The 25,524-nt window shown below is 73.5% G+C and carries 19 protein-coding genes, 4 tRNA genes and 1 other RNA gene; 14 read left to right on the forward strand and 10 right to left on the reverse strand.

The annotated features are described in order from the left end of the window. The 3 genes from ACZ7FF_RS11140 (at nt 1) to ACZ7FF_RS11150 (ending at nt 3,177) form a co-directional block, all read left to right on the forward strand. Nucleotides 1-474: a cupin domain-containing protein gene (locus tag ACZ7FF_RS11140; RefSeq protein WP_470811472.1), complete on the forward strand. Its 474-nt coding sequence runs from the start codon at nt 1-3 to the stop codon at nt 472-474. Then, nucleotides 471-1,232 carry an SDR family NAD(P)-dependent oxidoreductase gene (locus ACZ7FF_RS11145; protein WP_470811331.1) on the forward strand — a complete coding sequence of 254 codons (762 nt, stop codon included), beginning with the start codon at nt 471-473 and terminating at the stop codon, nt 1,230-1,232. Before ACZ7FF_RS11140 ends, ACZ7FF_RS11145 begins: the two co-directional genes overlap by 4 nt. A 190-nt stretch (nt 1,233-1,422) precedes the next feature. Continuing rightward, nucleotides 1,423-3,177 (forward strand): copper resistance CopC/CopD family protein, encoded by a 1,755-nt coding sequence (locus ACZ7FF_RS11150; protein ID WP_470811333.1) that lies wholly within the window; start codon nt 1,423-1,425, stop codon nt 3,175-3,177. A gap of 21 nt (nt 3,178-3,198) precedes the next feature. On the opposite strand, the gene ACZ7FF_RS11155 is transcribed toward ACZ7FF_RS11150, so the two are convergent. After that, nucleotides 3,199-5,991, reverse strand: a complete 2,793-nt coding sequence (locus ACZ7FF_RS11155; protein ID WP_470811335.1) for a SpoIIE family protein phosphatase — start codon at nt 5,989-5,991, stop codon at nt 3,199-3,201. Between the two features lie 205 nt (nt 5,992-6,196). Here ACZ7FF_RS11155 and ACZ7FF_RS11160 point away from each other — a divergent pair, with 205 nt between their 5' ends. Further along, the gene (locus tag ACZ7FF_RS11160; protein ID WP_470811337.1) at nt 6,197-6,976 is read left to right on the forward strand and encodes a VOC family protein; all 780 of its coding nucleotides are present in this window, start codon (nt 6,197-6,199) and stop codon (nt 6,974-6,976) included. A 147-nt stretch (nt 6,977-7,123) separates the two neighbouring features. On the opposite strand, the gene ACZ7FF_RS11165 is transcribed toward ACZ7FF_RS11160, so the two are convergent. Then, nucleotides 7,124-7,208, reverse strand: a tRNA-Ser gene (locus ACZ7FF_RS11165). A 99-nt stretch (nt 7,209-7,307) separates the two neighbouring features. On the opposite strand from ACZ7FF_RS11165, the gene ffs reads away from it, so the two are divergent. The 6 genes from ffs (at nt 7,308) to ACZ7FF_RS11195 (ending at nt 16,408) form a co-directional block, all read left to right on the forward strand. After that, an RNA gene (gene ffs / locus ACZ7FF_RS11170) (signal recognition particle sRNA small type) lies at nt 7,308-7,402 on the forward strand. Nucleotides 7,403-7,450: 48 nt separating this feature from the next. After that, a complete protein-coding gene (locus tag ACZ7FF_RS11175) occupies nt 7,451-9,748 on the forward strand; it encodes a DNA polymerase III subunit gamma and tau (protein ID WP_470811339.1) in 2,298 nt (765 codons plus the stop codon). 693 nt (nt 9,749-10,441) lie between these two features. Further along, entirely contained in the window at nt 10,442-11,695 is a 1,254-nt protein-coding gene (purD, locus tag ACZ7FF_RS11180) for a phosphoribosylamine--glycine ligase (RefSeq protein ID WP_470811341.1), read from the forward strand. A gap of 262 nt (nt 11,696-11,957) precedes the next feature. Then, the gene (locus ACZ7FF_RS11185; protein WP_470811343.1) at nt 11,958-13,709 is read left to right on the forward strand and encodes a M48 family metalloprotease; all 1,752 of its coding nucleotides are present in this window, start codon (nt 11,958-11,960) and stop codon (nt 13,707-13,709) included. A gap of 210 nt (nt 13,710-13,919) precedes the next feature. Next, the gene (locus tag ACZ7FF_RS11190) at nt 13,920-15,416 is read left to right on the forward strand and encodes a N,N-dimethylformamidase beta subunit family domain-containing protein (RefSeq protein WP_470811345.1); all 1,497 of its coding nucleotides are present in this window, start codon (nt 13,920-13,922) and stop codon (nt 15,414-15,416) included. 92 nt (nt 15,417-15,508) lie between these two features. Then, nucleotides 15,509-16,408 carry a phosphoribosylaminoimidazolesuccinocarboxamide synthase gene (locus ACZ7FF_RS11195; RefSeq protein ID WP_470811347.1) on the forward strand — a complete coding sequence of 300 codons (900 nt, stop codon included), beginning with the start codon at nt 15,509-15,511 and terminating at the stop codon, nt 16,406-16,408. Between the two features lie 67 nt (nt 16,409-16,475). On the opposite strand, the gene ACZ7FF_RS11200 is transcribed toward ACZ7FF_RS11195, so the two are convergent. The 8 genes from ACZ7FF_RS11200 to ACZ7FF_RS11235 all read right to left on the reverse strand — a co-directional run bounded on the left by ACZ7FF_RS11200 (nt 16,476) and on the right by ACZ7FF_RS11235 (nt 21,000). Next, nucleotides 16,476-16,551: transfer RNA gene (locus ACZ7FF_RS11200), tRNA-Gly, on the reverse strand. Between the two features lie 23 nt (nt 16,552-16,574). After that, nucleotides 16,575-17,189, reverse strand: a complete 615-nt coding sequence (locus ACZ7FF_RS11205) for a response regulator (protein WP_470811349.1) — start codon at nt 17,187-17,189, stop codon at nt 16,575-16,577. Continuing rightward, entirely contained in the window at nt 17,186-18,409 is a 1,224-nt protein-coding gene (locus ACZ7FF_RS11210) for a sensor histidine kinase (RefSeq protein ID WP_470811351.1), read from the reverse strand. Before ACZ7FF_RS11210 ends, ACZ7FF_RS11205 begins: the two co-directional genes overlap by 4 nt. A 31-nt stretch (nt 18,410-18,440) precedes the next feature. Then, nucleotides 18,441-19,229: an ABC transporter permease gene (locus ACZ7FF_RS11215; protein ID WP_470811353.1), complete on the reverse strand. Its 789-nt coding sequence runs from the start codon at nt 19,227-19,229 to the stop codon at nt 18,441-18,443. Continuing rightward, nucleotides 19,226-20,164: an ABC transporter ATP-binding protein gene (locus ACZ7FF_RS11220; protein ID WP_470811355.1), complete on the reverse strand. Its 939-nt coding sequence runs from the start codon at nt 20,162-20,164 to the stop codon at nt 19,226-19,228. Before ACZ7FF_RS11220 ends, ACZ7FF_RS11215 begins: the two co-directional genes overlap by 4 nt. 126 nt (nt 20,165-20,290) lie before the next feature. Next, nucleotides 20,291-20,363: transfer RNA gene (locus tag ACZ7FF_RS11225), tRNA-Gly, on the reverse strand. Between the two features lie 80 nt (nt 20,364-20,443). Further along, nucleotides 20,444-20,515 (reverse strand) — tRNA-Gly (locus ACZ7FF_RS11230). A 167-nt stretch (nt 20,516-20,682) separates the two neighbouring features. Further along, a complete protein-coding gene (locus ACZ7FF_RS11235; RefSeq protein WP_031164632.1) occupies nt 20,683-21,000 on the reverse strand; it encodes a histone-like nucleoid-structuring protein Lsr2 in 318 nt (105 codons plus the stop codon). A 310-nt stretch (nt 21,001-21,310) separates the two neighbouring features. Here ACZ7FF_RS11235 and purS point away from each other — a divergent pair, with 310 nt between their 5' ends. The 4 genes from purS to ACZ7FF_RS11255 all read left to right on the forward strand — a co-directional run bounded on the left by purS (nt 21,311) and on the right by ACZ7FF_RS11255 (nt 25,517). After that, nucleotides 21,311-21,583: a phosphoribosylformylglycinamidine synthase subunit PurS gene (gene purS, locus ACZ7FF_RS11240; RefSeq protein WP_470811357.1), complete on the forward strand. Its 273-nt coding sequence runs from the start codon at nt 21,311-21,313 to the stop codon at nt 21,581-21,583. Then, on the forward strand, nt 21,580-22,260 hold the full coding sequence (purQ, locus tag ACZ7FF_RS11245) for a phosphoribosylformylglycinamidine synthase subunit PurQ (RefSeq protein WP_470811359.1): 681 nt from the start codon (nt 21,580-21,582) through the stop codon (nt 22,258-22,260). The genes purS and purQ overlap by 4 nt, the downstream gene beginning before the upstream one ends. Next, nucleotides 22,257-24,515, forward strand: coding sequence for a phosphoribosylformylglycinamidine synthase subunit PurL (gene purL / locus ACZ7FF_RS11250; protein ID WP_470811360.1), 2,259 nt, complete (start codon nt 22,257-22,259; stop codon nt 24,513-24,515). Before purQ ends, purL begins: the two co-directional genes overlap by 4 nt. Before the next feature lie 204 nt (nt 24,516-24,719). Beyond that, nucleotides 24,720-25,517: a maleylpyruvate isomerase family mycothiol-dependent enzyme gene (locus ACZ7FF_RS11255; protein WP_470811362.1), complete on the forward strand. Its 798-nt coding sequence runs from the start codon at nt 24,720-24,722 to the stop codon at nt 25,515-25,517. Nucleotides 25,518-25,524: the final 7 nt, after the last annotated feature.

Raw genomic sequence — 25,524 nt, forward strand, 5'->3', positions numbered from 1 at the left:
ATGACGCCGGACGAGCTGATCGCCCACTACGGACTCGAACCGATCCCCCGCGAGGGCGGCCTGTACCGGCAGACCTGGGCGGGGCCGGAGCGGCCGGACGGCCGGCCCGACGGTGCCGCCATCGTCGCGCTGCTCACGGCGGACGACCACTGCGCCCTGCACCGCCTCCCCTACGCCGAGGTCTGGCACTTCTATCTCGGCGACCCGCTGGAACTGCTGCTCCTCGCCCCCGACGGCACCACCCGCACCGCCGTCCTCGGGCCCGGACTGCCCTCGGGCCAGCACGTCCAGCTCACCGTGCCGGCCCGCACCTGGATGGGCGCACGGGTGGCCCCGGGGGGCGCGTGGACGCTCTTCGGCTGCACGACGGCCCCCGGATTCACCTACGCGGACTACGAACACGGGAACGCGGAGGACCTGACGGCGCGTTACCCGGCCGAGGCGGACCGGATCGGGAAACTCTGCCGCCCATGAGGCTGCTCGACGGACAGACCGCCCTGGTGACCGGCGCGGGCGGCGGCATCGGCCGCGCCATCGCCCTGCGGTTCGCCCAGCAGGGCGCGGCGGTGGCCCTGCACTGCCGTACGTCGGTCGCGGTGGCCCGCGAAGCCGCCGGGCGCATCCGGGACGCGGGCGGCGAGGCGGTCGTGCTCCGCGCGGACCTGACGGACGAGGAGGCCTGCCACCGGCTGGTGCGCGAGACCACGCGGTGGTCGGGCGGCCGGCTCACCGCCGTCGTCAACAACGCGGCAATCCAGCCGGTCCGGGCGCTGCCCGGCATGACGGCGGCCGAGTGGCGCACCGTCGTCGACACCAACCTCACCAGTGTCTTCGCCTGCACCCAGGCCGCCGCCGCCCATCTGCGCGCGCACGGCGGGGGCACCATCACCCACATCGCCTCCATCGAGGCCGCCCACCCCGCGCCCGGCCACGCCCACTACGGCGCGGCGAAGGCGGCGGTGGTCATGCACGCCCGCGCGGCCGCCCTGGAGTACGGCGCGGACGGCATCCGCGTCAACACGGTCTCGCCCGGCCTCGTCGAGCGCGAGGGCCTCGCCGACGACTGGCCGGACGGCGTACGCCGCTGGCTCGCCGCCGCCCCCACCGGCCGCCTGGGCCGCCCCGACGACGTGGCCGACGCCTGCGTCTTCCTCGCCTCCCCCCTCGCGTCCTGGATCACCGGCCACGACCTGGTCGTGGACGGCGGGGTGTCGGCCCGGCCGACCTGGTGAGCCCCCCGGGGGTGACGGGTTCGGCAACGGGCAGCGGGTGGCCCCGTGGGGGAGGACCGCTGCGGGGCGACGACGGATCGGGCGAGCGGTGTTCTTCCGGGCCCGGCGGTGAGCGGAGTGGGCGGGGGATGCGTATGTAAGCGGAGGCGGCCGGGGACGGAGGGGTGAGGTGGGCGAGGGACATCGGCGGGTGCGACGACTGACGCTGCTGTGCGCGGGGCTGCTCCTGCTGCTGCTCGGCACCGCGGCCCCCGCGTCGGCCCACGCGGCGCTCCGCGCGACCGACCCCGCCGACGGCACCGTCCTCGCGGCGGCCCCCCGGCACGTGACGCTCACCTTCAGCGAGTCGGTCGGCCTGCTCACCGACTCCTTCCGGGTGTACGACCCCGGCAACCACCGGGTGCGCACCGGCCCCGCGGGCCACGCCCCCGGCCGCTCCGACACGGCGCGCGTCTCCCTCCCGGCCCGGCTCGCCACCGGCACCTACACGGTGGCCTGGCGGGTCGTGTCGGCCGACAGCCACCCCGTGTCCGGCGCGCTCACCTTCTCCGTCGGCAAGCGCACGGCGACCACGGTCGCCGCGGCCCCGGACACCACCGAGAACCCCGCCACGACGGCCCTCTACAACATCGCGAGCTACCTGGCGTACCTCTCCCTGGCCGGCCTCCTCGGCACGGCGGCGTTCGTGGCGTACTGCCGCCCGCCGACGGTGGCCCAGCTGCGCACCCCGGCCCTGGCCGCCGCCTGGACCCTCGTCGCCTCGACGGCCGTCCTGTTCCTGCTGAGGGTGCCGTACGAGGAGGGCACCTCCCCGCGGGCCGCCCTCTCCATGGCCGCCCTCGCCCACACGGCGGCGACCCGCCCCGGCGCCCTCCTCCTCGCCCGGCCGGCCCTGCTGCTCCTCGCCGGAGCCGGCGCGGCGCTCCTGCGGGCCCGCCGCAGAAGGCTCCCCCGGCGCGAGACGCTCGTCCTGGCCGCCGCGGTGTCCGTACCCCTCGCCCTGACCTGGGCCGCGGCCGAACACGCCGCGGCCGGCATCCAGGTCCCCGTGGCGATCACTGCGGCGACCCTGCACCTGCTGGCCATGGCGGCCTGGCTGGGCGGTCTGGCCGCGCTGCTGCGCACCCTGAACCGCACACCGGCCCTCCCGGCCTCCGTCCCGGCCCGCTTCTCCCGGCTGGCCCTCACGGCGGTGACCGTCCTGGTGCTCACCGGCGTCTACCAGTCCTGGCGGGGCCTCGGCTCCCTGCAGGCCCTGACGGACACGACGTACGGCCGTACCCTGCTGGCCAAGCTGGCGGCCGTCGCCGCCCTGCTGCTCGCCGCGGCCTGCTCCCGTACCTGGACGGCCCGGCTGGTCCAGGGGGCCCGGACCCGGACGACCGCGCCCGACCGCGTCCCCGCGGCGGTCGGCGGCCCCCCGCCCCCGGAGCCGCCGGACGCCCCCGAGCCGCCCTCCGCCGTCGTCGTCCAGCTCAGGCGCTCGGTGCTGGCCGAGGCGGCCGTGGCCGTCGTGGTCCTGCTCCTGACGACGCTGCTGACCAGCACGGTCCCGGGCCGTACGGCGGAGACCGCCCCCACGGCGGCCACGGCCGGCATCCCCGCCGCATCGGTCCTCACCATCCCCTTCGACGTGGGCACCCCCGGCGGTCACGGCAAGGTCCAGATCACCCTGGACCCGGGCCGGGTCGGCCGGAACTCCGTCCAGGCGGTCGTCTACGGCCCCGACGGCGGACTCGCCACGGTCCCCGAACTCCGCGTCACCCTGACCCTTCCCGCCCAGCGGATCGGCCCCCTGGACACCCGGATCACCGACCGCGGCGGCTACTGGGCCACCGACTCCCTCGACATCCCCCTGCCCGGCACGTGGACGCTGAAGGCGACCGTGCGGGTGTCCGAGGTGGACCAGGCGACGGTCTCCAGGACGGTGCGCGTGCCGCGGTGACGGCACGCGCACGCGGTCCGCTCACAACTCGCTGTCGTCGAACTGCTCGAGGAGGAAGTCCACCGGCGTGTGCCCCATGGCGGCGGAGCCGCCGTCCTGGAGGGTCTGTTCCGCCCAGATGACCTTGCCGCGGGTCGTGTACCGCGTTCCCCAGCGCTGGGCGAACTGCGCCACCAGGAACAGCCCCCGGCCGCCCTCGTCGGTGGTCGCCGCCCGCCGCAGACGCGGCGAGGTGCTGCTGCCGTCCGACACCTCGCAGATCAGACTGCGTCCGTGCAGCAGCCGCAGGGCGACCGGCGGCGAGCCGTACCGGATCGCGTTCGTCACCAGCTCGCTGACGATCAGCTCGGTGGCGAACACCGTGTCCTCGAGCCCCCATTCCAGCAGCGTGTCCCGACAGCGGGCCCGCACCGAGGGGACCAGCGCCGGATCCGACGACACGTCCCACTCGGCCACGCGCGAGGGCGGGTAGCACCGGGTGCGCGCCGTGAGCAGCGCGATGTCGTCGGAGCAGTGGTCCGGCTTCAGGGCGTCGATCACCGCCTGGCAGGTCTCCTCCGGAGTGCGGTCCCCGGATCCTTCCAGCGCCCTGCGCAGCCGTTCGAGTCCGACGTCGATGTCGCGGGTGCGGTCCTCCACCAGACCGTCGGTGTACAGCACCAGCTGGGAACCCTCGGGCAGGGACAGCTCGACGGTCTCGAAGGGGTAGCCGCCCAGGCCGAGCGGCGCCGAGGCCGGCACGCCCGGGCAGGTGACCGTTCCGTCCGGGAGCACCAGCACGGGTTCCGGGTGCCCCGCGCGGGCCATCGTGCAGACCCCGGTGACCGAGTCGTAGACCGCGTACAGACAGGTCGCCCCGGTCACCCCCGCCCCCTCGCGGCCCTCCGCCCCGTCCGTCTCCTCCTCGTCCATGCGGACGACCAGGTCGTCCAGGTTCCCGAGCACCTCGTCGACGGGCAGGTCCAGGGTGGAGAAGTTGTGCACGGCGGTGCGCAGCCGGCCCATGGTCGCCGCCGCGTGCAGCCCGTGACCGACGACGTCACCCATCACCAGCGCCACCCGGGCACCCGGCAGCGGGATGACGTCGAACCAGTCCCCGCCCACCCCCGCCTCCGCGGGCAGGTACCGCCAGGCCACCTCCAGCGCGTCCTGCTCCGGCTGCGCCCTCGGCAGCAGACTGCGCTGCAGCGTCACCGCCATCGCGTGCTCCCGGGCGTACCTGCGGGCGTTGTCGATGGCCACCGCCGCCCGCGCGGCCAGCTCCTCCGCGAAGAAGAGGTCTTCCGGCTCGAACGCCGGGGAGTCCTCGCTCCGGTAGAAGTTCACCACGCCGAGCGGCACGCCCCGCGCCCGCAGCGGCACGGTCACCAGGGAGCGCAGCCCGCGCTCCAGGGCACTCCGGGCGCGCACGGGATCCTGTTCCTGCCAGCCGTGCGCCTCGCGCAGGTCCGGCTCCAGCAGGCCGCGTCCCTCCTGGAGCGTGCGCATCTGCGGGGTGACCGGCAGGAACGCGATGACCTCGCCCAGCGGATACACCGGCACCTTCGACTGATCGCCGCCGATCGCCGCCCGGCGCAGGTGCCGCCAGCCCTCGGCCGTCGGCTCCCAGCCGCGCAGCACCGCGTCCAGCAGGTCCACCGTCACGAGGTCGGCGAACCGGGGGACGGTCACGTCGGCCAGCTCCTGGGCCGTGCGCTCGACGTCCAGCCTCGTCCCGATCCCCACGCCGGCGTCGTACAGCAGCTTCAGCCGCTCGCGCGCGGCCTCGGCCCGCCCGGTGACGGCCGCCAGCTCGGTGGTGTCCCGCAGCGTCACCACGCCGCCCTCCCGGTCGCCCCGCGGGTAGGTGCGCCGCTTGTTCACCGCCAGCCACCGGTCACCGACGAGGTGCACCTCGTCGGTGACCACGTCCGCAGACGTCAGCAGGCGCACGATCGGCTCCTCCAGGCCCAGCTCCCGCACGGGCTGCCCGCGTACGTCCGACGGCAGCCCGAGCAGCCGCGCCGCCTCGTCGTTGGCCAGCACCAGCTTGTCGTCCGCGTCGGTGATCAGCACCCCCTCCCGCACCGCGTGCAGCACCGCCTCGTGGTGCTCGTACTGCTGCGCGAGCTCCTCGGGGGCCAGACCGTGCGTCTGCCGCCGCAGCCGCCGGGACACCAGCGTCGTCCCGGCCACGGCGAGCGCCAGCGCCACCGCTCCGCTGCCGAGGATGATCGGCAGCTGGGGCATCCACAGCGCCGAGACGTTCCTGACCGTGATCCCGGCGGAGACGAGGCCGACGACCTTGCCATGGGCGTCCCGCACCGGGACCACCGCCTGCACGTCCGTCCCCCTGCCCGCGGGCAGCGGGGGCCCGCCGGCCTGCTCGACGACGGTGTGGCCCTTCAGCGCCGGCCCGATGGTGCCGACGAACTTCTTCCCGATCTCACTCGGGTAGGGGTACGTGTAACGGATTCCGTGCGTGTCCATGGCGACGATGAAGTCCAGGCCGGCGTGCTTGCGCGCCGCCTCGGCCCGCGGCTGGAGCACGGCCGACGGGTCCCGGCCCTGCATCGCCTCGGCCACCCCGGGGGCGTTCGCGAACGACTGGGCGGAGACGACCGACTCCCGCTGCCCCTGCTGCAGCGCGTCGTGGGCCGCCTGGATCAGCATGGCCGCCACCCCGGCCGCGACCAGCAGCACCACGACGACGACCTGGAGAAGGAACACCTGACCGGCCGCGCTGCGCACGTCCAGCAGGGGAGCGCTGCGCCGCGGGCGTCCGGTGGGCGGATGACCCTCCGGGCCCCTGGGGCGCCCGGAAAATACTCCCATACACCCTTCATAACACTCTGTACGGACGCCGACCGGGTCATTCGCCCGATGCCGCCCGCGCCGAGACCACGCGGAAAGCCGGCCGGGCCGGGGCAGAGGGAGGCCCGTCCGGCCGCGCCCGGTGCTCCGGAGGGCGGCTCGAGTGGCGGACCACGGGCCGCGACGCGAGGGTGACTCTCGGGGAGCATCACAGAAAGAGCGAGAGATGCCCGAAGTCACCACTCCGTACCCGACCGGCACCCCGTGCTGGGTCGATCTGATGTCGCAGGACCAGCAGGCGGCGCTGGACTTCTACCGCGACCTGCTCGGCTGGCAGGGCCGGCCCGGTCCGGCCGAGTTCGGCGGATACGCCGTCTGCGAGCTGGGCGGCAGGGCCGTGGCCGGGGTCGGCCCGGCGGCGGCTCCCGAGGGGATGCCGGAACCGCCGACCCTGTGGACCAGTTATCTCGCCAGCACCGACGCCCAGGCCACCCAGGACCAGATCGTCGCCGCGGGCGGCACCCTGCTGGTCCCGGTGGTGGACGTGGGCGACCTCGGCCGGATGCTCGTCGCCGCCGACCCGCAGGGCGCGGTGTTCGGCGTCTGGCAGCCGGGCGAGTTCTTCGGCGCCCGGGTGGTCAACGAGGCCGGCGCGCTGACCTGGAACGAGCTGCACACGAGCGACGTGGGCGCCGCCACCGCCTTCTACGGCGAGGCGTTCGGCATCCAGATCGAGCCGCTGGAGGGCGCGGACGCCTACTGGGAGCTGCGGGTCGGCGGGCGCGCGGTCGGCGGTGTCACGCTGCTGGCCAACGACCCGCCTGGCACCCCCGCCCACTGGCTGACCTACTTCGCGGTCGACGACGTGGACTCCACCGTGGACGCCCTGGTCAAGCGCGGCGGCAACGTCCTCGTCCCGCCGTTCGACATGATGGCCGGCCGCATGACCGTGGTCACCGACCCGCTCGGCGCCCCGTTCGCGATGATCAGGCCGACTCCGATGTAGTCCACGGCCCCCGAATGTGACGGGAGTCATTCCATCGGGAGACGGAGAGCCCGGCCGGAGAACCGGAAAGCCGGGCCGCGCGGACGCCGGGGACCGGACGAACGCCAGAGGGCCGGGCCGCTTTCGCGACCCGGCCCTCTGAACCGGCGGAGGATACGAGATTCGAACTCGTGAGGGGTTGCCCCCAACACGCTTTCCAAGCGTGCGCCCTAGGCCTCTAGGCGAATCCTCCGCCGGAAACATTACATGACCGAGGGGAGTGCTCGCGAACTCGTTCCGGCCGGTCCGCATCGGGGTACTGACCGTCGGCCGGGATCGGGTACTGTGGGGCGCAGCCCCTCACGTGGCGCTATCTGACTGAACTCCCCCAGGGCCGGAAGGCAGCAAGGGTAGGTCGGCTCTGGCGGGTGCGTGGGGGGCCCTTGCGTTCCCGGGCGGGACCGGTTGTCGGTGGGCGCCTATAACCTCGTAAGCGTGTCGTCTCTCGCGCTGTACCGCCGCTATCGCCCGGAGACCTTTTCCGAGGTCATCGGGCAGGAGCATGTCACCGACCCGCTGCAGCAGGCGCTGCGGAACAACCGGGTCAATCACGCGTACCTGTTCAGCGGTCCGCGTGGCTGCGGCAAGACGACCAGCGCACGCATCCTCGCCCGCTGCCTCAACTGTGAGCAGGGTCCCACCCCGACCCCGTGCGGCGAGTGCCAGTCCTGCCGCGACCTGGCGCGCAACGGGCCGGGCTCGATCGACGTCATCGAGATCGACGCCGCATCCCACGGTGGTGTGGACGACGCCCGTGAGCTGCGCGAGAAGGCCTTCTTCGGCCCCGCGGGCAGCCGGTACAAGATCTACATCATCGACGAGGCCCACATGGTCACGTCGGCCGGTTTCAACGCGCTGCTGAAGGTCGTCGAGGAGCCGCCGGAGCACCTCAAGTTCATCTTCGCGACGACCGAGCCCGAGAAGGTCATCGGGACCATCCGGTCCCGGACCCACCACTACCCCTTCCGGCTGGTGCCGCCCGGCACCCTGCGGGAGTACCTCGGAGAGGTCTGCGGGCGGGAGGACATCCCCGTCGCGGAGGGCGTCCTGCCCCTCGTCGTGCGCGCGGGCGCGGGTTCCGTGCGTGACTCCATGTCCGTCATGGACCAGCTGCTCGCCGGCGCCGGAGCGGAGGGTGTGACGTATGCCATGGCCACGTCCCTCCTCGGCTACACCGACGGCTCGCTCCTCGACTCCGTGGTCGAGGCCTTCGCCACCGGTGACGGCGCGGCCGCCTTCGAGGTGGTCGACCGTGTCATCGAGGGCGGCAACGACCCCCGCCGCTTCGTCGCCGACCTGCTGGAGCGGCTGCGGGACCTGGTGATCCTCGCGGCCGTGCCGGACGCCGTCGACAAGGGCCTGTTCGACGCCCCGGCCGATGTCCTGGAGCGGATGCAGGCCCAGGCCTCCACCTTCGGCGCGGCCGAGCTGAGCCGCGCGGCCGACCTGGTCAACGAGGGCCTGACCGAGATGCGCGGCGCCAACTCGCCCCGCCTCCAGCTGGAACTCATCTGCGCCCGCGTGCTGCTCCCGGCCGCCTACGGCGACGCGCGCTCCGTCATGGCCCGCCTCGACCGCCTCGAACGGGGCGTCGGCTTCTCCGGGGGCGGCGGCGCGCCCGCCATGGGTTACGTCCCCGGTCCCGAGGCCCACGGCGGCGCGGGCACGGCGGCCGGCGCGCCCGTGACCCCCGGCGGCGGTCCCGCGGCGGCCCGCGCGGCCGTACGCGCGTCCGGCGGACCGGCCGGCCCCGGGCCCGGTGGCCCGGCTCCGGCCGCCCCGGCGCCCACGGCTCCGAGCGCCCCCGCTACGGCGCCCGCCCCTGCCCCGGTCGCCCCGGCAGCGGCGGCTCCCGCTCCCGCCGCCCAGACCCCGGCGCCCGCCGCGGAGGCTCCCGCGCCTGCCGCGGCCCCGGCCCCCGGCCCCCAGACCCCCGCCGCTCCCGGTGCTCCCGGCGCGTGGCCGACCGCCGCCGCCGTCGGAAGCGGCCGGCGACCCGGTGGCTGGCCGACGGCCGCCGCGGCGGGAGGCGGGCAGCAGGGCCAGGCCCCCGCCCGGCCCCCGGCCGCCCCGCAGCCGTCCCCGGCGGCCTCCGCATCGGCCGCCCTCTCGGCACCGCAGCCGCCCGCGGCCGCCCCCGCCGGCGGGCTCGACCCCCGCATGCTCTGGCCGAACATCCTGGAGGCCGTCAAGAACCGCCGCCGCTTCACCTGGATCCTGCTCAGCCAGAACGCCCAGGTGACCGGCTTCGACGGCACCACCCTCCAGCTCGGCTTCGTCAACGCCGGTGCCCGCGACAACTTCTCCGGCAGCGGCAGCGAGGACGTGCTGCGGGCCGCGCTCGCCGAGCAGTTCAACGTGCAGTGGAAGATCGAGGCGGTCATCGACCCGTCCGGCGGCACCGCCGCGCCCCCGGCGGGCGGCTCGTCCGGCTACGGCGGCGGGGGCGGCGCGCCCGCGGGAGGCGGTGGCTACGGCGCCCCTTCGGCACCGCGTCCCGCGTCCCCCCAGCCTGCCCCGCAGGCGCCCGCCCCGGCACACGGCGGTCCCGCGTCAGCCTCGGCCGCCCCGGCGCCCCAGCGCCCGTCGGCCCCCGAGCCGCCCCCCGTCGCCCCCGAGGACGACATCCCCGAGGACGACGACCCCGACCTGGACGAGTCGGCCCTGTCCGGCCACGAACTGATCGTGCGGGAACTGGGGGCGACCGTGGTGGAAGAGTTCTCGAACGAGTAAGCGAGCGGCGCGCGGGCAAGCCGAGCGGGACTAGGGCTGGCGGCGGGTAGGCCTAGCGGCGAGTGGGCCGAGCGGGCAGCCGAGCGGGCCGAACGGCGAGCGGCCGAGTGGCGAATCGGCCGAGCGGGCTCGCGGGCCGGGCGGCGGGTAGGCCGAATGTCGAGCGGGCGAGCGGGCCGAACGGCGAATAGGTCGAGTCGAGCAGGCCGAGCGGGCAGGCGAGTGGGTCAAGCGGCGAACAGGCCGAATGTCGAGCGGGTGAGCGGTGCATGGGCCGAATGGCGAGCGGGCGAGCGGCGAATGAGCCGAACGTTGAGCGGGCGAGCGGGCCGAACGGCGAATAGGTCGAGTCGAGCAGGCCGAGCGGGCAGGCGAGTGGGTCAAGCGGCGAACAGGCCGAATGTCGAGCGGGTGAGCGGTGCATGGGCCGAATGGCGAGCGGGCGAGCGGCGAATGAGCCGAACGTTGAGCGGGCGAGCGGCCTGAACGGCGTAGGCCGAGTCGAGCAGACCGAGCGGCGAGCAGGCCGAGCGGCGGCCAGGCGAGCGAGCCGAGCGGTGAACAGCGAACGGCGCGAGCGGTCGGCAGACCCCTGCGGTGGGCCCCGTGAGAAGCGCTCGCCGGCGTCGTTGGTAGGAACGCACAGCTTCCCCGGGCCCGGGTCTTCGGCGACCTTGCCAGTAGGCTGACCCCGTGAAGGTCCTCGTCATCGGCAGCGGCGCCCGCGAACACGCCCTGTGCCGCTCCCTGTCCCTCGATCCCGACGTCACCGCGCTGCACTGCGCCCCCGGCAACGCCGGCATCGCCGAGGTGGCCGAGCTGCACCCGGTCGACGCGCTCGACGGCACGGCGGTGGCCGCGCTGGCCACCGGCCTCGGTGCCGAGCTGGTCGTCGTCGGCCCGGAGGCCCCGCTGGTCGCGGGGGTGGCCGACGCCGTCCGCGCCGCGGGCATCCCGGTGTTCGGCCCGTCCGGCCAGGCCGCCCAGCTGGAGGGGTCCAAGGCCTTCGCCAAGGACGTCATGGCCGCGGCCGGGGTGCCGACCGCCCGGTCGTACGTCTGCACCACCGCCGAGGAGGCCGCCGAGGCCCTCGACGCCTTCGGTGCCCCCTACGTCGTCAAGGACGACGGACTCGCCGCCGGCAAGGGCGTCGTCGTCACCGCCGACCTGGAGGCCGCCAAGGCGCACGCGGCGGCCTGCGAGAGCGTGGTGATCGAGGAGTTCCTCGACGGACCCGAGGTGTCCCTGTTCGCCGTCACCGACGGCGAGACCGTCGTCCCGCTGGTGCCCGCGCAGGACTTCAAGCGCGCCCTGGACGGCGACGAGGGCCCGAACACCGGTGGCATGGGCGCCTACTCGCCGCTGCCCTGGGCCGACCCCAAGCTGGTCGACGAGGTGCTGCAGACCGTGCTGCAGCCGACGGTGGACGAGCTGCGGCGCCGCGGCACCCCGTTCTCCGGCCTGCTCTACGCCGGCCTGGCGATCACCGGCCGCGGGGTGCGGGTCATCGAGTTCAACGCCCGCTTCGGCGACCCCGAGACCCAGGTCGTGCTGGCCCGCCTCAGGACTCCGCTGGCCGGCCTGCTGATGGCCGCCGCCACCGGCAACCTCGCGGACCTCCCGCCCCTGCGCTGGAGCGAGGACGCGGCCGTCACCGTCGTCGTCGCCTCGCACAACTACCCCGGCACCCCGCGCACCGGCGACCCGATCACCGGTCTGGACGAGATCGCCGCCGAGGACGCCCCGCACGCCTACGTGCTGCACGCCGGGACCCGGCGCGACGGCGACGCGGTCGTCAGTGCGGGCGGACGCGTGCTGTCCGTCACGGCCACCGGCGCGGACCTGACCGAGGCGCGCGAGCGGGCGTACCGGGCCGTGGACCGGATCCGGCTGGACGGTTCGCAGCACCGCACGGACATCGCGGCGAAGGCGGCCGAAGGCCTCTGACCTGCCCGCACACCGCCCAGGCCCCGGATGCCCATCCGGGGCCTGATCTTTGCTTTCTGTCACCCAGCTCTGACCAAAGCCATTCCATCGGGTGAGCGATCGTCCATCCGGCTGACGCGGGCCGAGGCCCCAACTAGGGTGCCGCGCAAGCGTTCCGGCACTTGGCCCACCGGCATTGCGTTGTCAGTGGCGGGTGCCACAGTGGGGGAGTGAGCAGCACCAGGACAGCACGCCATCGGCAGGGAGGGGGTGAGGTCGGCACGTGACCGGAATCGGAGTGGAAGCGGGCGCGCAGGCCGCGCGCTCCCGGGCCCTCGGGGTGTTGCGGGTCCGGGGCCGGGCGCTGGCCGTGGCCGTGCTGCCCGCGGGCGTCGCGGTGATCCTGCTGGCCGGAGGTTCCACCGGCCATCTCGTCGGCCCCGGCTGGGACGCCGCGCGCTGGGCGGTGGGCGTGCTCGCCGTGCTGGTGCTGCTGGCCGCCGCCGGGGTCGCCCTGGTCGTCGCCCGGGCCCGCCCCGCCATGAGTCCCACGGTGTCCGTCGCGGAGGAGTCCGCCCCGGACCTGTACCGGATGGTCCGCGACCTCGCCGACCGCCTGGACGTGCCGGCACCCTCGGCGATAGCGCTCACCCCGGACTGCGACAGCTGGCTGGAGGACCGCACCCACTCGGCCCACGGCCCGCCCCCGCGCCCAGCGCCGGACGAGTTGGAGGGTCCCGGCCCCCGCGCCCAGCGCCGCGCCCCCGTCGCGCCGGTCCTCGTCATCGGCTCCCCCTTCCTGTGGTGGATGCGGGTCGGCGAGCTGCGCGCGGTCCTCGCCCCGGTCATCGCCGGTACGGGCCCCTCCGCGCACCCGGACATAGCCGCGGCCCGCCGCTTCGTCCGCGGTCTCGACGCGACGGTGGCGGTCGCCGCCACCCCCGGCCGCTGCCGGCTGACCCGTGGGGTGTGCGCGGCCCTCGGCTGGGTGGCCCGGCTGCTGCTGCGCGGCTGCCGGGAGCACGCGGCGCAGATGGAGCGCGGGGTCGCCGCGGCGGCGGCCGAGCGCGCACAGGCGGTGGACTACGGCCTGCGGATCGTCGCCCAGGAGCAGGTCGGCCTCGCCTACGCCGGCTGGGACCGGCTGCTGACCAGGGTCGCCCTGCCCGCCTGGCGCATGGGCCGGTGGCCCTCCCGGCTGGACGCGGGGGTGGTGGCCGCCCTCACCGAACTGTCCCGGCGCGACCGGCTCGCCGAGGGCTTCGCCTCGCGCCTTGGCGAGCGCCCCGCCTGCGACCTGCTGGAGGAGCCCGGCGCGGTGGACGAGGCCGCTTCCCTGCTCGCCGCCCGTCTCTTCCACGGCGGCCCCGCCGAATGCGGCCCCGACTGGGCTCCGGTGGACTGGGGGTCGTATCCGGAGGAGGTCGTGGACCGCACCTGGCGGGCGAACGCGGCCCGTCTCCACCGCGTCCTCGACGCCCTCGGCGTCCGCCCGGGGCCGAACCCCGGGGCCCCCTCCGGCGGCCCCACCCTGGCCCGTGTCCTGGACCACCTCGCCGAGCCCGCCGGCTCCTCGCCGCACCGGGCCGCGCCCGTCTGCGAGGACGGGGACGAGGACGACGACACCGAGCCCGGCACGGAGCGCAGCGCCGCCCTCGCCGCGGGGCTGAGCGCGCAACTGGCCCGGGAGGAGGCCGCCGCGCCCAGGGGCGCCACCGCGGCGGGGCAGAGCCCGCAGAGCGCCCTGTGGGACGACGGCGGGCTTCCGCTGCTCCCCCTGCAGCCCCCGCGCACCGCCCGCGAACTGCTGGCCGACCACGTCACGGCCATGGTGTGCTGCTCGGCCGTGGACACCGCGGGAGCGGTCCCCGCCCTCGACTGGCTGGACGGCCCGTCCCTGCTGCTGCACGGTGAGAGGGCGGCCGATCTGACGCCCAAGGTGCTGAGCCTGATCGAGGAAGGGGACCCGGGCCCGCTGCGTGACTGGCTGGCCGCGTCGGGCATACGCCCGGAGAAGCCGGTTCGGCTCGTTTAACGGGAGTAGCGTCTTCCACTTCAGGTCAATTCGCAACGAGTAGTGACCGAGCCCGTGCGTTATGTGATGTGCTGGGAGCGACCAAGCACCTGGCAAAGGCGTGCGACATACGACAGCACGGTCGAGCGCCGCCACGAGCCACGAGCGCAAGAGCACAGCGAGCACCACCGAGACAGGACTGCACGGGGGTATCGAGGGAGGGGAGCGATCATGGCCTCGGACCACATCCGCCGCTGGGAGTCCGGAGCACTCGCGCACGCCGTCACGGACCCCTTCGGTCAGGGCCCGGTTCCCTGGCTGCGCGGCAGTGAGACCTACTTCGACGACACCGGTCACGTCGTGCCCTGGTACCTCGACGCGGGCACCCAGCAGCACACCACGGGAGCCGCGCGCGTCCCCGCGCCGCGCTCCTCCTCCGGCGGCCCCCGCTCGGCCGACGACGTGCACCGGCAGATCAAAGGTTTCACCGCCACCGGCGCGGTCGCGCCCGGCGCGGCGATCGACTTCCACATCACGGTCGACCCGCCGCAGGAGTTCGGCGTCGACATCTACCGGATCGGCCACTACGCCGGGGACGGCGCCGCCAAGATCACCACGAGTCCGCGGCTCTCCGGCATCGTCCAGCCCCCGCCGCTGACCGCCGACCGCACCGTCTCCTGCCACCACTGGTGGCTGTCCTGGCGCCTGCAGGTCCCCGCCACCTGGAACATCGGGGCCTACGTGGCCGTCCTGACCACCGCCGACGGCTACCGCTCCCACGTGCCGTTCACGGTCCGCGACGACCGCCCCGCCGATCTGCTCCTGCTGCTGCCCGACATCACCTGGCAGGCGTACAACCTGTACCCGGAGGACGGCCGCACCGGCGCCAGCCTCTACCACGCGTGGGACGAGCGGGGCCGGCTGCTCGGCGAGGCGGACGCGGCGACCACGGTGTCCTTCGACCGCCCCTACGCGGGCGCGGGCCTCCCGCTCCACGTGGGGCACGCCTACGACTTCATCCGCTGGGCCGAGCGCTACGGATACGACATCGCCTACGCCGACGCCCGCGATCTGCACGCCGGCCGCGTGGACCCGGCGCGCTACCGGGGCCTGGTCTTCCCCGGCCACGACGAGTACTGGTCCGTGCCGATGCGCCGCACGGTCGAGCGGGCCCGCGACCGCGGCACCTCGCTGGTCTTCCTGTCCGCCAACACCATGTACTGGCAGGTGGACCTGGGTCCCTCCCCGTCCGCCGTCCCGGACCGGCTGCTGACCTGCCGCAAGCGCAAGGGCCCCGGCAGGCCGGTGCTGTGGCGGGAGATCGACCGGCCCGAGCAGCAGCTGGTCGGCATCCAGTACGCGGGCCGCGTACCCGAGCCGCACCCGCTGATCGTCCGCAACGCCGGCCACTGGCTGTGGGAGGCGACCGGCGCGCACGAGGGCGACGAGATCGAGGGCATGGTCGCGGGCGAGGCCGACCGGTACTTCCCGCGCACCCCGCTGCCCGAGCACGAGGAGCGCGTCCTGCTCGCCCACTCCCCCTACACCGACGGCGACGGCGCCCAGCGCCACCAGGAGACCTCCCTGTACCGGGCCCCGTCCGGCGCCTGGGTGTTCGCCTCCGGCACCTTCGCCTGGTCCCCGGCCCTGGACCGCCCCGGTCACGTCGACCCCCGCATCCAGCGCGCCACGGCGAACCTGCTGGACCGCATCTGCAAACGCGACTGACCGCCGGCGGACCGCGGCGGACCCCCTGGCCGAAACCGATCACCCGCATAAGGGAGAATCGAGGCACTTGGACAGAACCACGGGGAGGAACCGTGTCCGGATTCGTAGAAAAGCCCGAACCGATCCAGGTTCCGGGCCTGGTGCACCTGCACACCGGAAAGGTGCGCGAGCTGTACCAGAACGAGGCGGGTGACCTCGTGATGGTCGCCAGCGACCGCATGTCCGCCTACGACTGGGTGCTGCCCACCGAGATCCCCGACAAGGGCCGCGTCCTCACCCAGCTCTCCCTGTGGTGGTTCGACCAGCTGCGCGACCTGGCCCCCAACCACGTGATCGGCACCGAGCTGCCCGAGGGCGCCCCCGCCGACTGGGCGGGCCGGACGCTCGTGTGCAAGTCGCTGAAGATGGTCCCGGTCGAGTGCGTGGCCCGCGGCTACCTCACCGGCTCCGGGTTGCTGGAGTACGAGGAGTCCCGGACGGTCTGCGGCCTCGCCCTCCCCGAAGGCCTCGTCAACGGCTCCGAGCTGCCCGCCCCGATCTTCACCCCGGCCACCAAGGCCGAGGTCGGCGAGCACGACGAGAACGTCCCCTACGAGGAGATCGCCCGGCAGGTCGGCGCCGAGACGGCCGCCCAGCTGCGCCAGGCCACGCTCGCCGTGTACTCCCGGGCCCGGGACATCGCCCGCGACCGGGGGATCATCCTGGCCGACACCAAGTTCGAGTTCGGCTTCGACGGGGACGACCTCGTCCTCGCCGACGAGGTGCTCACCCCGGACTCCTCCCGCTTCTGGCCGGCCGACCGGTGGCAGCCGGGCCGCGCGCAGCCGTCGTACGACAAGCAGTTCGTGCGTGACTGGCTGACCTCCGCGGAGTCCGGCTGGGACCGCAGGAGCGAGCAGCCCCCGCCGCCGCTGCCCGAGGAGGTCGTCCAGGCGACCCGGCAGAAGTACGTGGAGGCGTACGAGCGGCTGACGGGCCTCGCCTGGCACTGACGTGCGAGCCCCCGGCGGCCGCCGGGGGCAACGCGAGAAGGCCCCCGGTGACCGGGGGCCTTCTTCATGGAGCGGACGACGAGGCTCGAACTCGCGACCTCAACCTTGGCAAGGTTGCGCTCTACCAACTGAGCTACGTCCGCATTGCGCCGTGGCGCGAGAGCAACTATACCCAACCTCGCTCCCGTGCGAGACGCACTGCCGCATGACGGTTCTCGGCGCCGAGTTTCGTGACGGCCGAGGAGAGGTAGTTCCGCACGGTCCCCTGGGACAGCGCGGCCCGCTCGGCGATCTCCGCGACCGGCGCCCCGTCGGCGGCCAGCTCCAGCACCTCGGCCTCCCGCGCGGTCAGCGGGGAGTCCCCGGCGGAGATCGCGTCGGCGGCCAACTCCGGGTCGACGTACCGGTTCCCGGCGTGCACGGTCCGGATGATCTCGGCGAGCCGCTGGGCGCTGACGGTCTTCGGGACGAACCCGCGCACACCGGCCGCGAGCGCCCGCTTCAGGTGCCCGGGGCGCCCGTGCCCGGTGACGATCAGGACCCGGCAGCCGGGCAGTTCGGCGCGCAGGGATGTGGCGACCTTCACACCGTCCGCGCCGGGCATCTGGAGGTCCAGCACGGCCACGTCGGGTTCGTGGGCGCGTGCCATGGCCAGTGCCTCGGGCCCGCTGGCCGCCTCGGCGACCACGAGGAGGTCGTCCTCCAGGGAGAGCAGCGCGGTCAGGGCGCCGCGGATCAGATGTTCGTCGTCGGCGAGCAGCAGCCGTACCGGAGCGTTCACGGGGTGACTCCTCCCACCGTCGTCAGGGGCACCTGGGCCACCACCCGGAAGCGGTCCGTGCCGCCGTCCACCAGTCCCGCCTCCAGCGTCCCGCCCACCGCGGCGAGCCGTTCCCGCAGCCCGGCGAGCCCCGAGCCACCGGGACCTCCCGGTGCCACGGCGCCGTCGTTCTCCACCGTCAGCACCACATACCCCTCTCGCATCCACAGCCCCACCTCGCACCGGCCCGCGTCCCCGTGCCGCAGCACGTTGGTGGTCGCCTCCCGCACCACCCAGCCGAGCGCGGACTGCACCTGCCCGGGCAGCCCGGCGGCCTCCGCGCGGACCTCGCACGCGATGCCGGCCGCCGCCAGCACCCCCTGGGCGCCGGTGAGTTCGGCCCCGAGATCGGCCTCGCGGTAGCCGCGTACGACGGCCCGCACCTCGCGCTGGGACTCCTGCGCGATGCGCTGCACCTCGATCATCTGGTCCACGGCCTCCGGCCGCCCGCGCCGGGCCAGTTGCACCGCCAGCTCGCTCTTGAGGGAGATCACGGACAGGTTCCGCCCCAGCACGTCGTGCAGATCCCGGCCGAACCGCAGCCGTTCCTCGGCGACGGCGAGCCGGGCCCGGGTCTCACGCGCCTCGTCGAGCTCGTAGACGGCGTTGAGCAGCCACACGGAGAAGAGACCCGTGAAGGCGAGGAATCCGGCGCCCAGGAACACCAGGACCGCGCCGGCCAGGGCGAGCGGCCCGGGCACCCCGAGCGGGAAGGAGACCAGCCCGGCCCCGCACGCGAAGCCGGCGACGACGGCGAACATGCGCAGCCGGTTGCGCACACCGAGGGTCAGAGTGCCCCCGCCGAAGGAGAGGATGCCGCCGAAGACCGTGCCGGCGGCGCTCCCCGCGCCCCTGCCGGTCGGGCCGTACTGGTGCAGCGCGAGCGCGGCCACCGCGAGCGCGAAGGTGAGGGCGCCGAGCACCCACAGGACCCGCACCGGCTGGGCGCGCCGGCCGAGGGTCCAGTCCAGGGCCCGGGAGGCGGTGACCCCGCACACCACCGCGTGCACGGTGACCAGGGCGATCAGCCAGCAGGCGAGCCAGGTCGACACCTGCCCGAGGGCGGGGAGCCCGATCGCGGTGATCTCCACGAGCGCGAAGAAGTGGAACGACCACCGCGTGTACGTCTCCACCTTCGCCGGCGTGGTCTTGCCCCGCCACCAGCCGCTCGGCCCGCTCATCCTCGTGTCCCCCGGGTCATGTCCCGCCCTCTCACCGCCGCGGCTCCCACCGGAACCGCCGCCGTACAGCAAACACCGCCACGATCGCCCAGGCCAGGGCGGTCGCGAGGGCGACGAGGGTGTCGTACCCGCTCAGCCGCCCCGTCCAGCCCCCGCGGAAGAGCCGGATCGCCGGGGACAGCGGGAGCAGTTGGCAGAGGTCCGCCAGTCTGCCGGGCAGGATCTCGACCGGGAACGTGATCCCGGAGCCGATCATCGACACGAACATCAGCGGCAGCGTGGTGACCTGACTGCTCTCCACGGTCCTGGTGAAGGAGGCGGTGAGCGCGGCGAGGGCCGCGCTGACCACGAGTCCGGCGGCCAGTCCGGGCAGGAGCAGGTACGGTGCCCTGGGCGCCCCGGTGTGCAGCAGGGTCGCGCACCCGGCGCAGAGCAGCAGCGCCTGCGCGAGTCCGATGCCGGCCGCGGGCAGGGCGGTGCCGACGAGGATCTCCGGGTCGGAGAGTTCGCCGGTGCGCAGCCGCTTGAGGACGAGTTCCTCGCGGCGGGCGACGTAGACGTTCACCAGGGACGAGTACACCGCGAAGAGGAACGAGAAGCCGACCGCACCCGTCAGCAGCGTGGTGGCGACGGTCAGCCCGTGCTGCTTGAGATCCAGCTGGTCGAGGGCCGGCCGCACCGTCAGGGGCAGGGTCAGCGGCACGAACAGCGCGGTGACCACGACTCCGCGGTTGCGGCCGAGCAGGGCGAGTTCGGCCTGTCCCAGCGCCCGCAGCCGGCGCAGCGCGGGCCCGGAGGCCGCCAGGGTCACGCCGCTCATGCCGCCACCTCCCGCTCCCGCGCGATCCCCAGGAACGTCTCCTCCAGTGAGGCGGAGCGCAGGTCGAGGCCGCCCAGTTCGACGCCGGCCGCCTCCGCCCAGGCCAGCACCCGGGTGGCGGTGCGCTGCAGCTGTGTGGTGCGCAGCCGTACGACCCTGCCCTCGGTCTCGTGCCCGCAGACGCCGATGTCGGCGAGCGGCGGCAGATCGCCGAGGAAGTAGCCGGCGGGCAGCTCGAAGGACATCCGCGAGGGCCGGCCGGCGGTGACCTCGGCCGGTGTGCCGGCGACGGCGATGCGGCCCTCGTGCAGAATGGCGAGCCGGTCGGCGAGGCCCTCGGCCTCCTCCAGGTAGTGCGTGGTGAGCAGCACGGTGGTGCCCGCGTCGCGTAGTGCGCGCACCAACCGCCAGGTGTCCCGGCGGCCTTCGGCGTCGAGCCCGGTCGTCGGCTCGTCGAGGAACAGCACCTCGGGCTCGCCGAGCAGGGCGAGCGCGAGGTCGAGGCGGCGCCGTTCGCCGCCGGACAGCTGCTTGACCCGCACCTCCCGCTTGCCCGAGAGCCCGACGAGCGCCAGGGTCTCCGCCTCCGGCCGCGCCCCGCTGGTGCATCCGGCCCACATGCGGGCGGTCTCGGCGACCGTCAGCTCGGAGGGGAAGCCGCCCTCCTGCAGCATCACGCCGGTGCGGGGTCGTACGGCGGCCCGCTCGTGGAACGGGTCGTGGCCGAGGACCCGGATCCGGCCCGAGGCGGGGGCGGCTAGCCCCTCCAGCAGTTCCACCGTGGAGGTCTTGCCGGCGCCGTTGGTGCCCAGCAGGGCGAAGATCTCCCCGCGCGCCACGGAGAAGGTGATGCCGCGGACGGCCTCGAACTCGCCCCCGTAGACACGCCTGAGGTCGGTGACCTCGATCACGTGCTCGTGCTCGTCGATGTTCATGCCCTCAGCGTTCCCGCGGCGGGGGCGGACCGGCAGTGCGTGGTGTCATCGCCCGGCATGACAAATGTCAGAGCGGATCACGGCAACGAAAAGACCCCGGTCCAGTGGACCGGGGTCTTTTTCCCGAGCGGACGACGAGGCTCGAACTCGCGACCTCAACCTTGGCAAGGTTGCGCTCTACCAACTGAGCTACGTCCGCACTGCTCCCGACCGGCTCCCACCGATCGGTGCGAGCACCAGCCTACCTGATCCACAACAGTGGTCGTGTCGGCGGTGCAGAGCGGGTGACAGGAATCGCACACTGCGCCTTCCCCCTGGAAGGGGGATGTTCTGCTACTGAACTACACCCGCATGGTCCTCGGGATTCGGCCTTCGGCCTCGCCCCTCGGTGTGTCCCAGACATTAGCTGATCAACAGGGGGGTAGCGCAAGTCGGTTCCCCCGGCGGCCCTCCGTACGGCCAAGTGCACAGCCCTCAGGGTCCGCTGACGGACCCTGAGGGCTGCCCCTTCGCGGGCCTCACTGCGCGGCGCTGAACGCCTCGTAGACCTTCTTGGGGATGCGTCCGCGGGCGGGGACGTCCATCTTGTTGGCCTGGGCCCAGGCGCGGACGGCCGCCGGGTCGGGGGCGACCTCCGTCTGCTTGTACGCCTTGCCGGACCGCGACCGCTTGCGGCCGGCCTCGACGTAGGGCGCAAGTGCCTTGCGCAGTTTCTTGGCGTTGGTTTCGTTCAGGTCGATCTCGTACGACTTGCCGTCGAGTCCGAAGGCGATCGTTTCCGCCGCTTCCGAGCCGTCGATGTCGTCAAAGAGAGTGACCACGACCTTTTGCGCCACGAATATCGGTCCCTTCGTGCGGCACGTCGATACAGCTCATCGGCGATGACGTGCCGAGTATCGGCTATTGCCAATTCATTTGTACAGTGCCCGGCAATGCAAAGTGAAGCCCGACTAAATCCGCCCGCGTGTCCGAGCACAATAGGCGGATCGGGCGACCTGTCGAACTTTCCCAGAACTTTTCACGACGGCAGGGCTCCGACACCCGATCGTGATGCGCCTCACGTAGTTTCCTACAACTCTACCCGCGTAGAAATTTCGTGCGGGTAGTCTGAAGGAACCTGCTCAGCACCACACACCGGGAGTGCCAGTGGCACGCGTCGTAGTCGACGTCATGCTCAAGCCGGAGATCCTCGACCCCCAGGGCCAGGCGGTCCAGCGTGCGCTGCCGCGCCTGGGTTTCGAGGGGATCTCGGACGTACGTCAGGGAAAGCGTTTCGAACTGGAAGTTGACGGGCCGGTTGACGAGGCCGCGCTCGCCCGCATCCACGATCTTGCGGAATCCTTCCTCGCCAACACCGTGATCGAGGACTTCACCGTCAAGGTGGAAGAGGCGGCGGAAGTCGCGGAGGCCTCGAAGTGACCGCTCGTATTGGCGTCGTCACTTTCCCGGGGAGCCTCGACGACCGGGACACGCAGCGCGCGATCCGCCTCGCGGGTGCCGAACCCGTCGCCCTGTGGCACAAGGACAAGGACCTCAAGCAGGTCGACGCCGTGGTACTTCCCGGCGGATTCTCCTACGGCGACTATCTCCGCGCCGGTGCCATCTCCCGGTTCTCGCCGGTGATGGAGTCCGTGATCGAGCAGGCGAAGGCCGGCCTTCCCGTCCTCGGTATCTGCAACGGTTTCCAGGTCCTCACCGAGGCCCACCTCCTCCCGGGCGGGATGCTCGGCAACGACCACCTCCACTTCATCTGCCGCGACCAGAAGCTGCGGGTGGAGAACGCGGAGACCTCCTGGACCGGCGACTACCGCCAGGGCCAGGAGATCCACATCCCGCTGAAGAACATGGACGGCCGGTACGTCGCCGACGAGTACACGCTCGACAAGCTGGAGGCGGAGGGCCGCGTGGTCTTCCGTTACCTCGACTTCAATCCCAACGGCTCGCTGCGGGACATCGCCGGCATCACCAACGAGGCCGGGAACGTCGTCGGCCTCATGCCGCACCCCGAGCACGCCGTCGAGCCGCTGATCGGTACCGGCCGTACCGACGGGCTCCCGTTCTTCACCTCGATCCTCAAGAAGCTGGTGGGCGCATGAGCCGGACGCCTCTGGACACGGTCGAGCACGCGGCCGCGACCCCCGACGTCGAGCTGCCCTGGGCCGAACTCGGCCTGAAGAAGGACGAGTACGAGCGGGTGGTGGAGATCCTCGGCCGCCGCCCGACCGGCGCCGAGCTCGCCATGTACTCGGTCATGTGGTCCGAGCACTGCTCGTACAAGTCCTCCAAGGTGCACCTGCGCCAGTTCGGCGAGAAGGCGCCCCAGTCGGACGCCATGCTCGTCGGCATCGGCGAGAACGCCGGTGTGGTGGACGTCGGCCAGGGCTACGCGGTCACCTTCAAGGTCGAGTCGCACAACCACCCCTCCTACGTCGAGCCCTACCAGGGCGCGGCCACGGGCGTCGGCGGCATCGTCCGCGACATCATCGCGATGGGCGCCCGCCCGGTCGCGGTCGTGGACCCGCTGCGCTTCGGCGCGGCCGACCACCCCGACACCAAGCGCGTCCTGCCGGGCGTCGTCGCCGGCATCGGCGGCTACGGCAACTGCCTGGGCCTGCCCAACATCGGCGGCGAGGTCGTCTTCGACTCCTGCTACCAGGGCAACCCGCTGGTCAACGCCGGTGCCATCGGCGTGATGCGGCACGAGGACATCCACCTCGCCAAGGCCTCGGGCGCCGGCAACAAGGTCATCCTGTACGGCGCCCGGACCGGCGGCGACGGCATCGGCGGCGCCTCGATCCTGGCCTCCGAGACCTTCGACGACGCCAAGCCCTCGAAGCGTCCCGCCGTCCAGGTCGGCGACCCCTTCCAGGAGAAGCTCCTCATCGAGTGCACCCTGGAGGCCTTCAAGGAGAAGCTGGTCGTCGGCATCCAGGACCTGGGCGCGGCAGGCCTGTCCTGCGCGACCAGCGAGCTGGCCTCGAACGGCTCCGGCGGCATGCGCGTGACGCTGGACGACGTACCCCTGCGCGACTCGACGCTCTCGCCCGAGGAGATCCTCATGAGCGAGTCGCAGGAGCGCATGTGCGCCGTGGTCGAGCCGGAGAAGGTCGACCGCTTCCTGGAGATCTGCGCCAAGTGGGACGTCATCGCCACGGTCATCGGTGAGGTGACGGACGGCGACCGCCTCGAGATCTTCTGGCACGGCGGGAAGATCGTCGACGTCAACCCGCGCACGGTGGCCCACGAGGGCCCGGTCTACGAGCGTCCGTACGCGCGCCCCGAGTGGCAGGACGCGCTCCAGGCCGACGACGCGAACAAGCTGCCGCGCCCGGCCACTTCGCAGGAGCTGCGGGACCAGGTCCGCCGGCTGGTGGCCTCCCCGAACCAGGCCTCCAAGAAGTGGATCACGTCGCAGTACGACCACTTCGTGCAGGGCAACACCGTCCTCGCGCAGCCGGAGGACTCCGGCATGATCCGCGTGGACGAGGAGACCGGGCTCGGGGTCGCGATCGCGACCGACGGCAACGGCCGCTACGCCAAGCTGGACCCGTACACGGGCGCGCAGCTGGCACTGGCCGAGGCGTACCGCAACGTCGCCACCACGGGTGCGAAGCCCCTCGCGGTCTCCGACTGCCTGAACTTCGGCTCGCCGGAGGACCCGGCGGTGATGTGGCAGTTCGCGGAGGCCGTGCGCGGTCTGGCGGACGGCTGCCTCCAGCTCGGCACCCCGGTGACCGGCGGCAACGTCTCGCTCTACAACCAGACGGGCGAGGCGGCGATCCACCCGACCCCGGTCGTCGCGGTCCTCGGCGTGATCGACGACGTGGCCCGCCGCACCCCGGTCGCCTTCCAGGAGGAGGGCCAGCTGCTCTACCTCCTCGGCGACACCCGCGAGGAGTTCGGCGGCTCGGCCTGGTCCCAGGTGATCCACGACCATCTGGGCGGCCTGCCCCCGAAGGTCGACCTGGAGCGTGAGCGGCTGCTCGGCGAGATCCTGATCTCCGCCTCCCGCGACGGCATGATCGACTCCGCGCACGACCTGTCCGACGGCGGCCTGATCCAGGCGGTCGTGGAGTCCGCGCTGCTCGGCGGCAAGGGCGCGCGGCTGGTCGTCCCGGACGGTCTGGACGCCTTCACCTTCCTCTTCTCCGAGTCGGCGGGGCGCGCGATCGTCGCCGTGCCGCGCTCCGAGGAGCTCCGCTTCAACGACATGTGCGGTGCGCGCGGCCTCCCGGTCACCCGCGTCGGTGTCGTGGACGGCGACTCGGTGGAGCTGCAGGGTGAGTTCACCCTCTCGCTCGCGGAACTGCGCGAGGCGCACGAGGGGACCATCCCGGCCCTGCTCGCGTAGCGGTCCGTACGGCTCAGGGGCCCGCCCGGAACTCCCGGGCGGGCCCCTCGCCGTCGCCGGGGGCCAAGGCGGCTCCCGTGAGGGCGAGTCGGCGCACGTGCCGAGAGGCCCGGGGGAACGCGCGGGCGGGGCTGGGGCCTGTCGTTTGGATCAGGCCCCGCGCCACGCGACATGATCCGAACGGCAGGCCCTAGGCTCGCCGTCATGCCACCGGCCAAGAAGCGCGCGCGCAGTTACGACCCCGCCAGGACCCGAGCCGCGGTCCTCGCCCAGTTCGACCACGTACGGGAAGCCGTGCGCGGGCTCACCGGCGAGCAGTTCGCGCTGCCCACCCGGCTCGGCGACTGGACCGTGCGGGACCTGGCCGCCCACTTCGGCATGGCGCTCACCGCCGTGCGGCGCGCCCTGGAGCTGCCGGCCCCGCCCCGGCAGGAGGTCACCCCGGCCGAGTGGGCGTTCTCCACCGTCCGGCGCGCCGGTGCCATCGCCGCTCTCGCCGGTGAACTCGCCGGGGCCCACCCCGATCTCGACACCTACCTCGCCGACGTCGGCACCGGCCTGCGCGCCCTGCTCGCCGAGCACTCCGGCGGCCGGCTGCTGGACACCGGGGCGGGCGCGATGCCCCTGGACGACTACCTGGTCACCCGTACCGTCGAACTCGTCGTCCACACCGACGACCTCAACGCCGCGGTCCCGGGACTTGAGGTGCCCTACGATCGCCAGGCCCTGGCCGCCGCCACCCGGCTGCTCGCCGACGCCCTCGCCGTGAAGGCGCCCGGCGGCTCCACGGAGGTGCGGGTGCCGCCGTACGCCGTCGTGCAGTGCGTGGAGGGCCCCCGGCACACCCGTGGCACCCCGCCCAACGTGGTCGAGACCGACCCGCTGACCTGGCTGCGGCTCGCCACCGGGCGGCTGGCCTGGAAGGACGCCCTGGCCGAGGCCAGGGTGAGCGCCAGTGGGGAGCGGGCGGACCTCGGTCCGCTGCTGCCGCTGATGTCGTGACGGAACC

It is taken from the genome of Streptomyces sp. NPDC037126, from assembly GCF_055605965.1.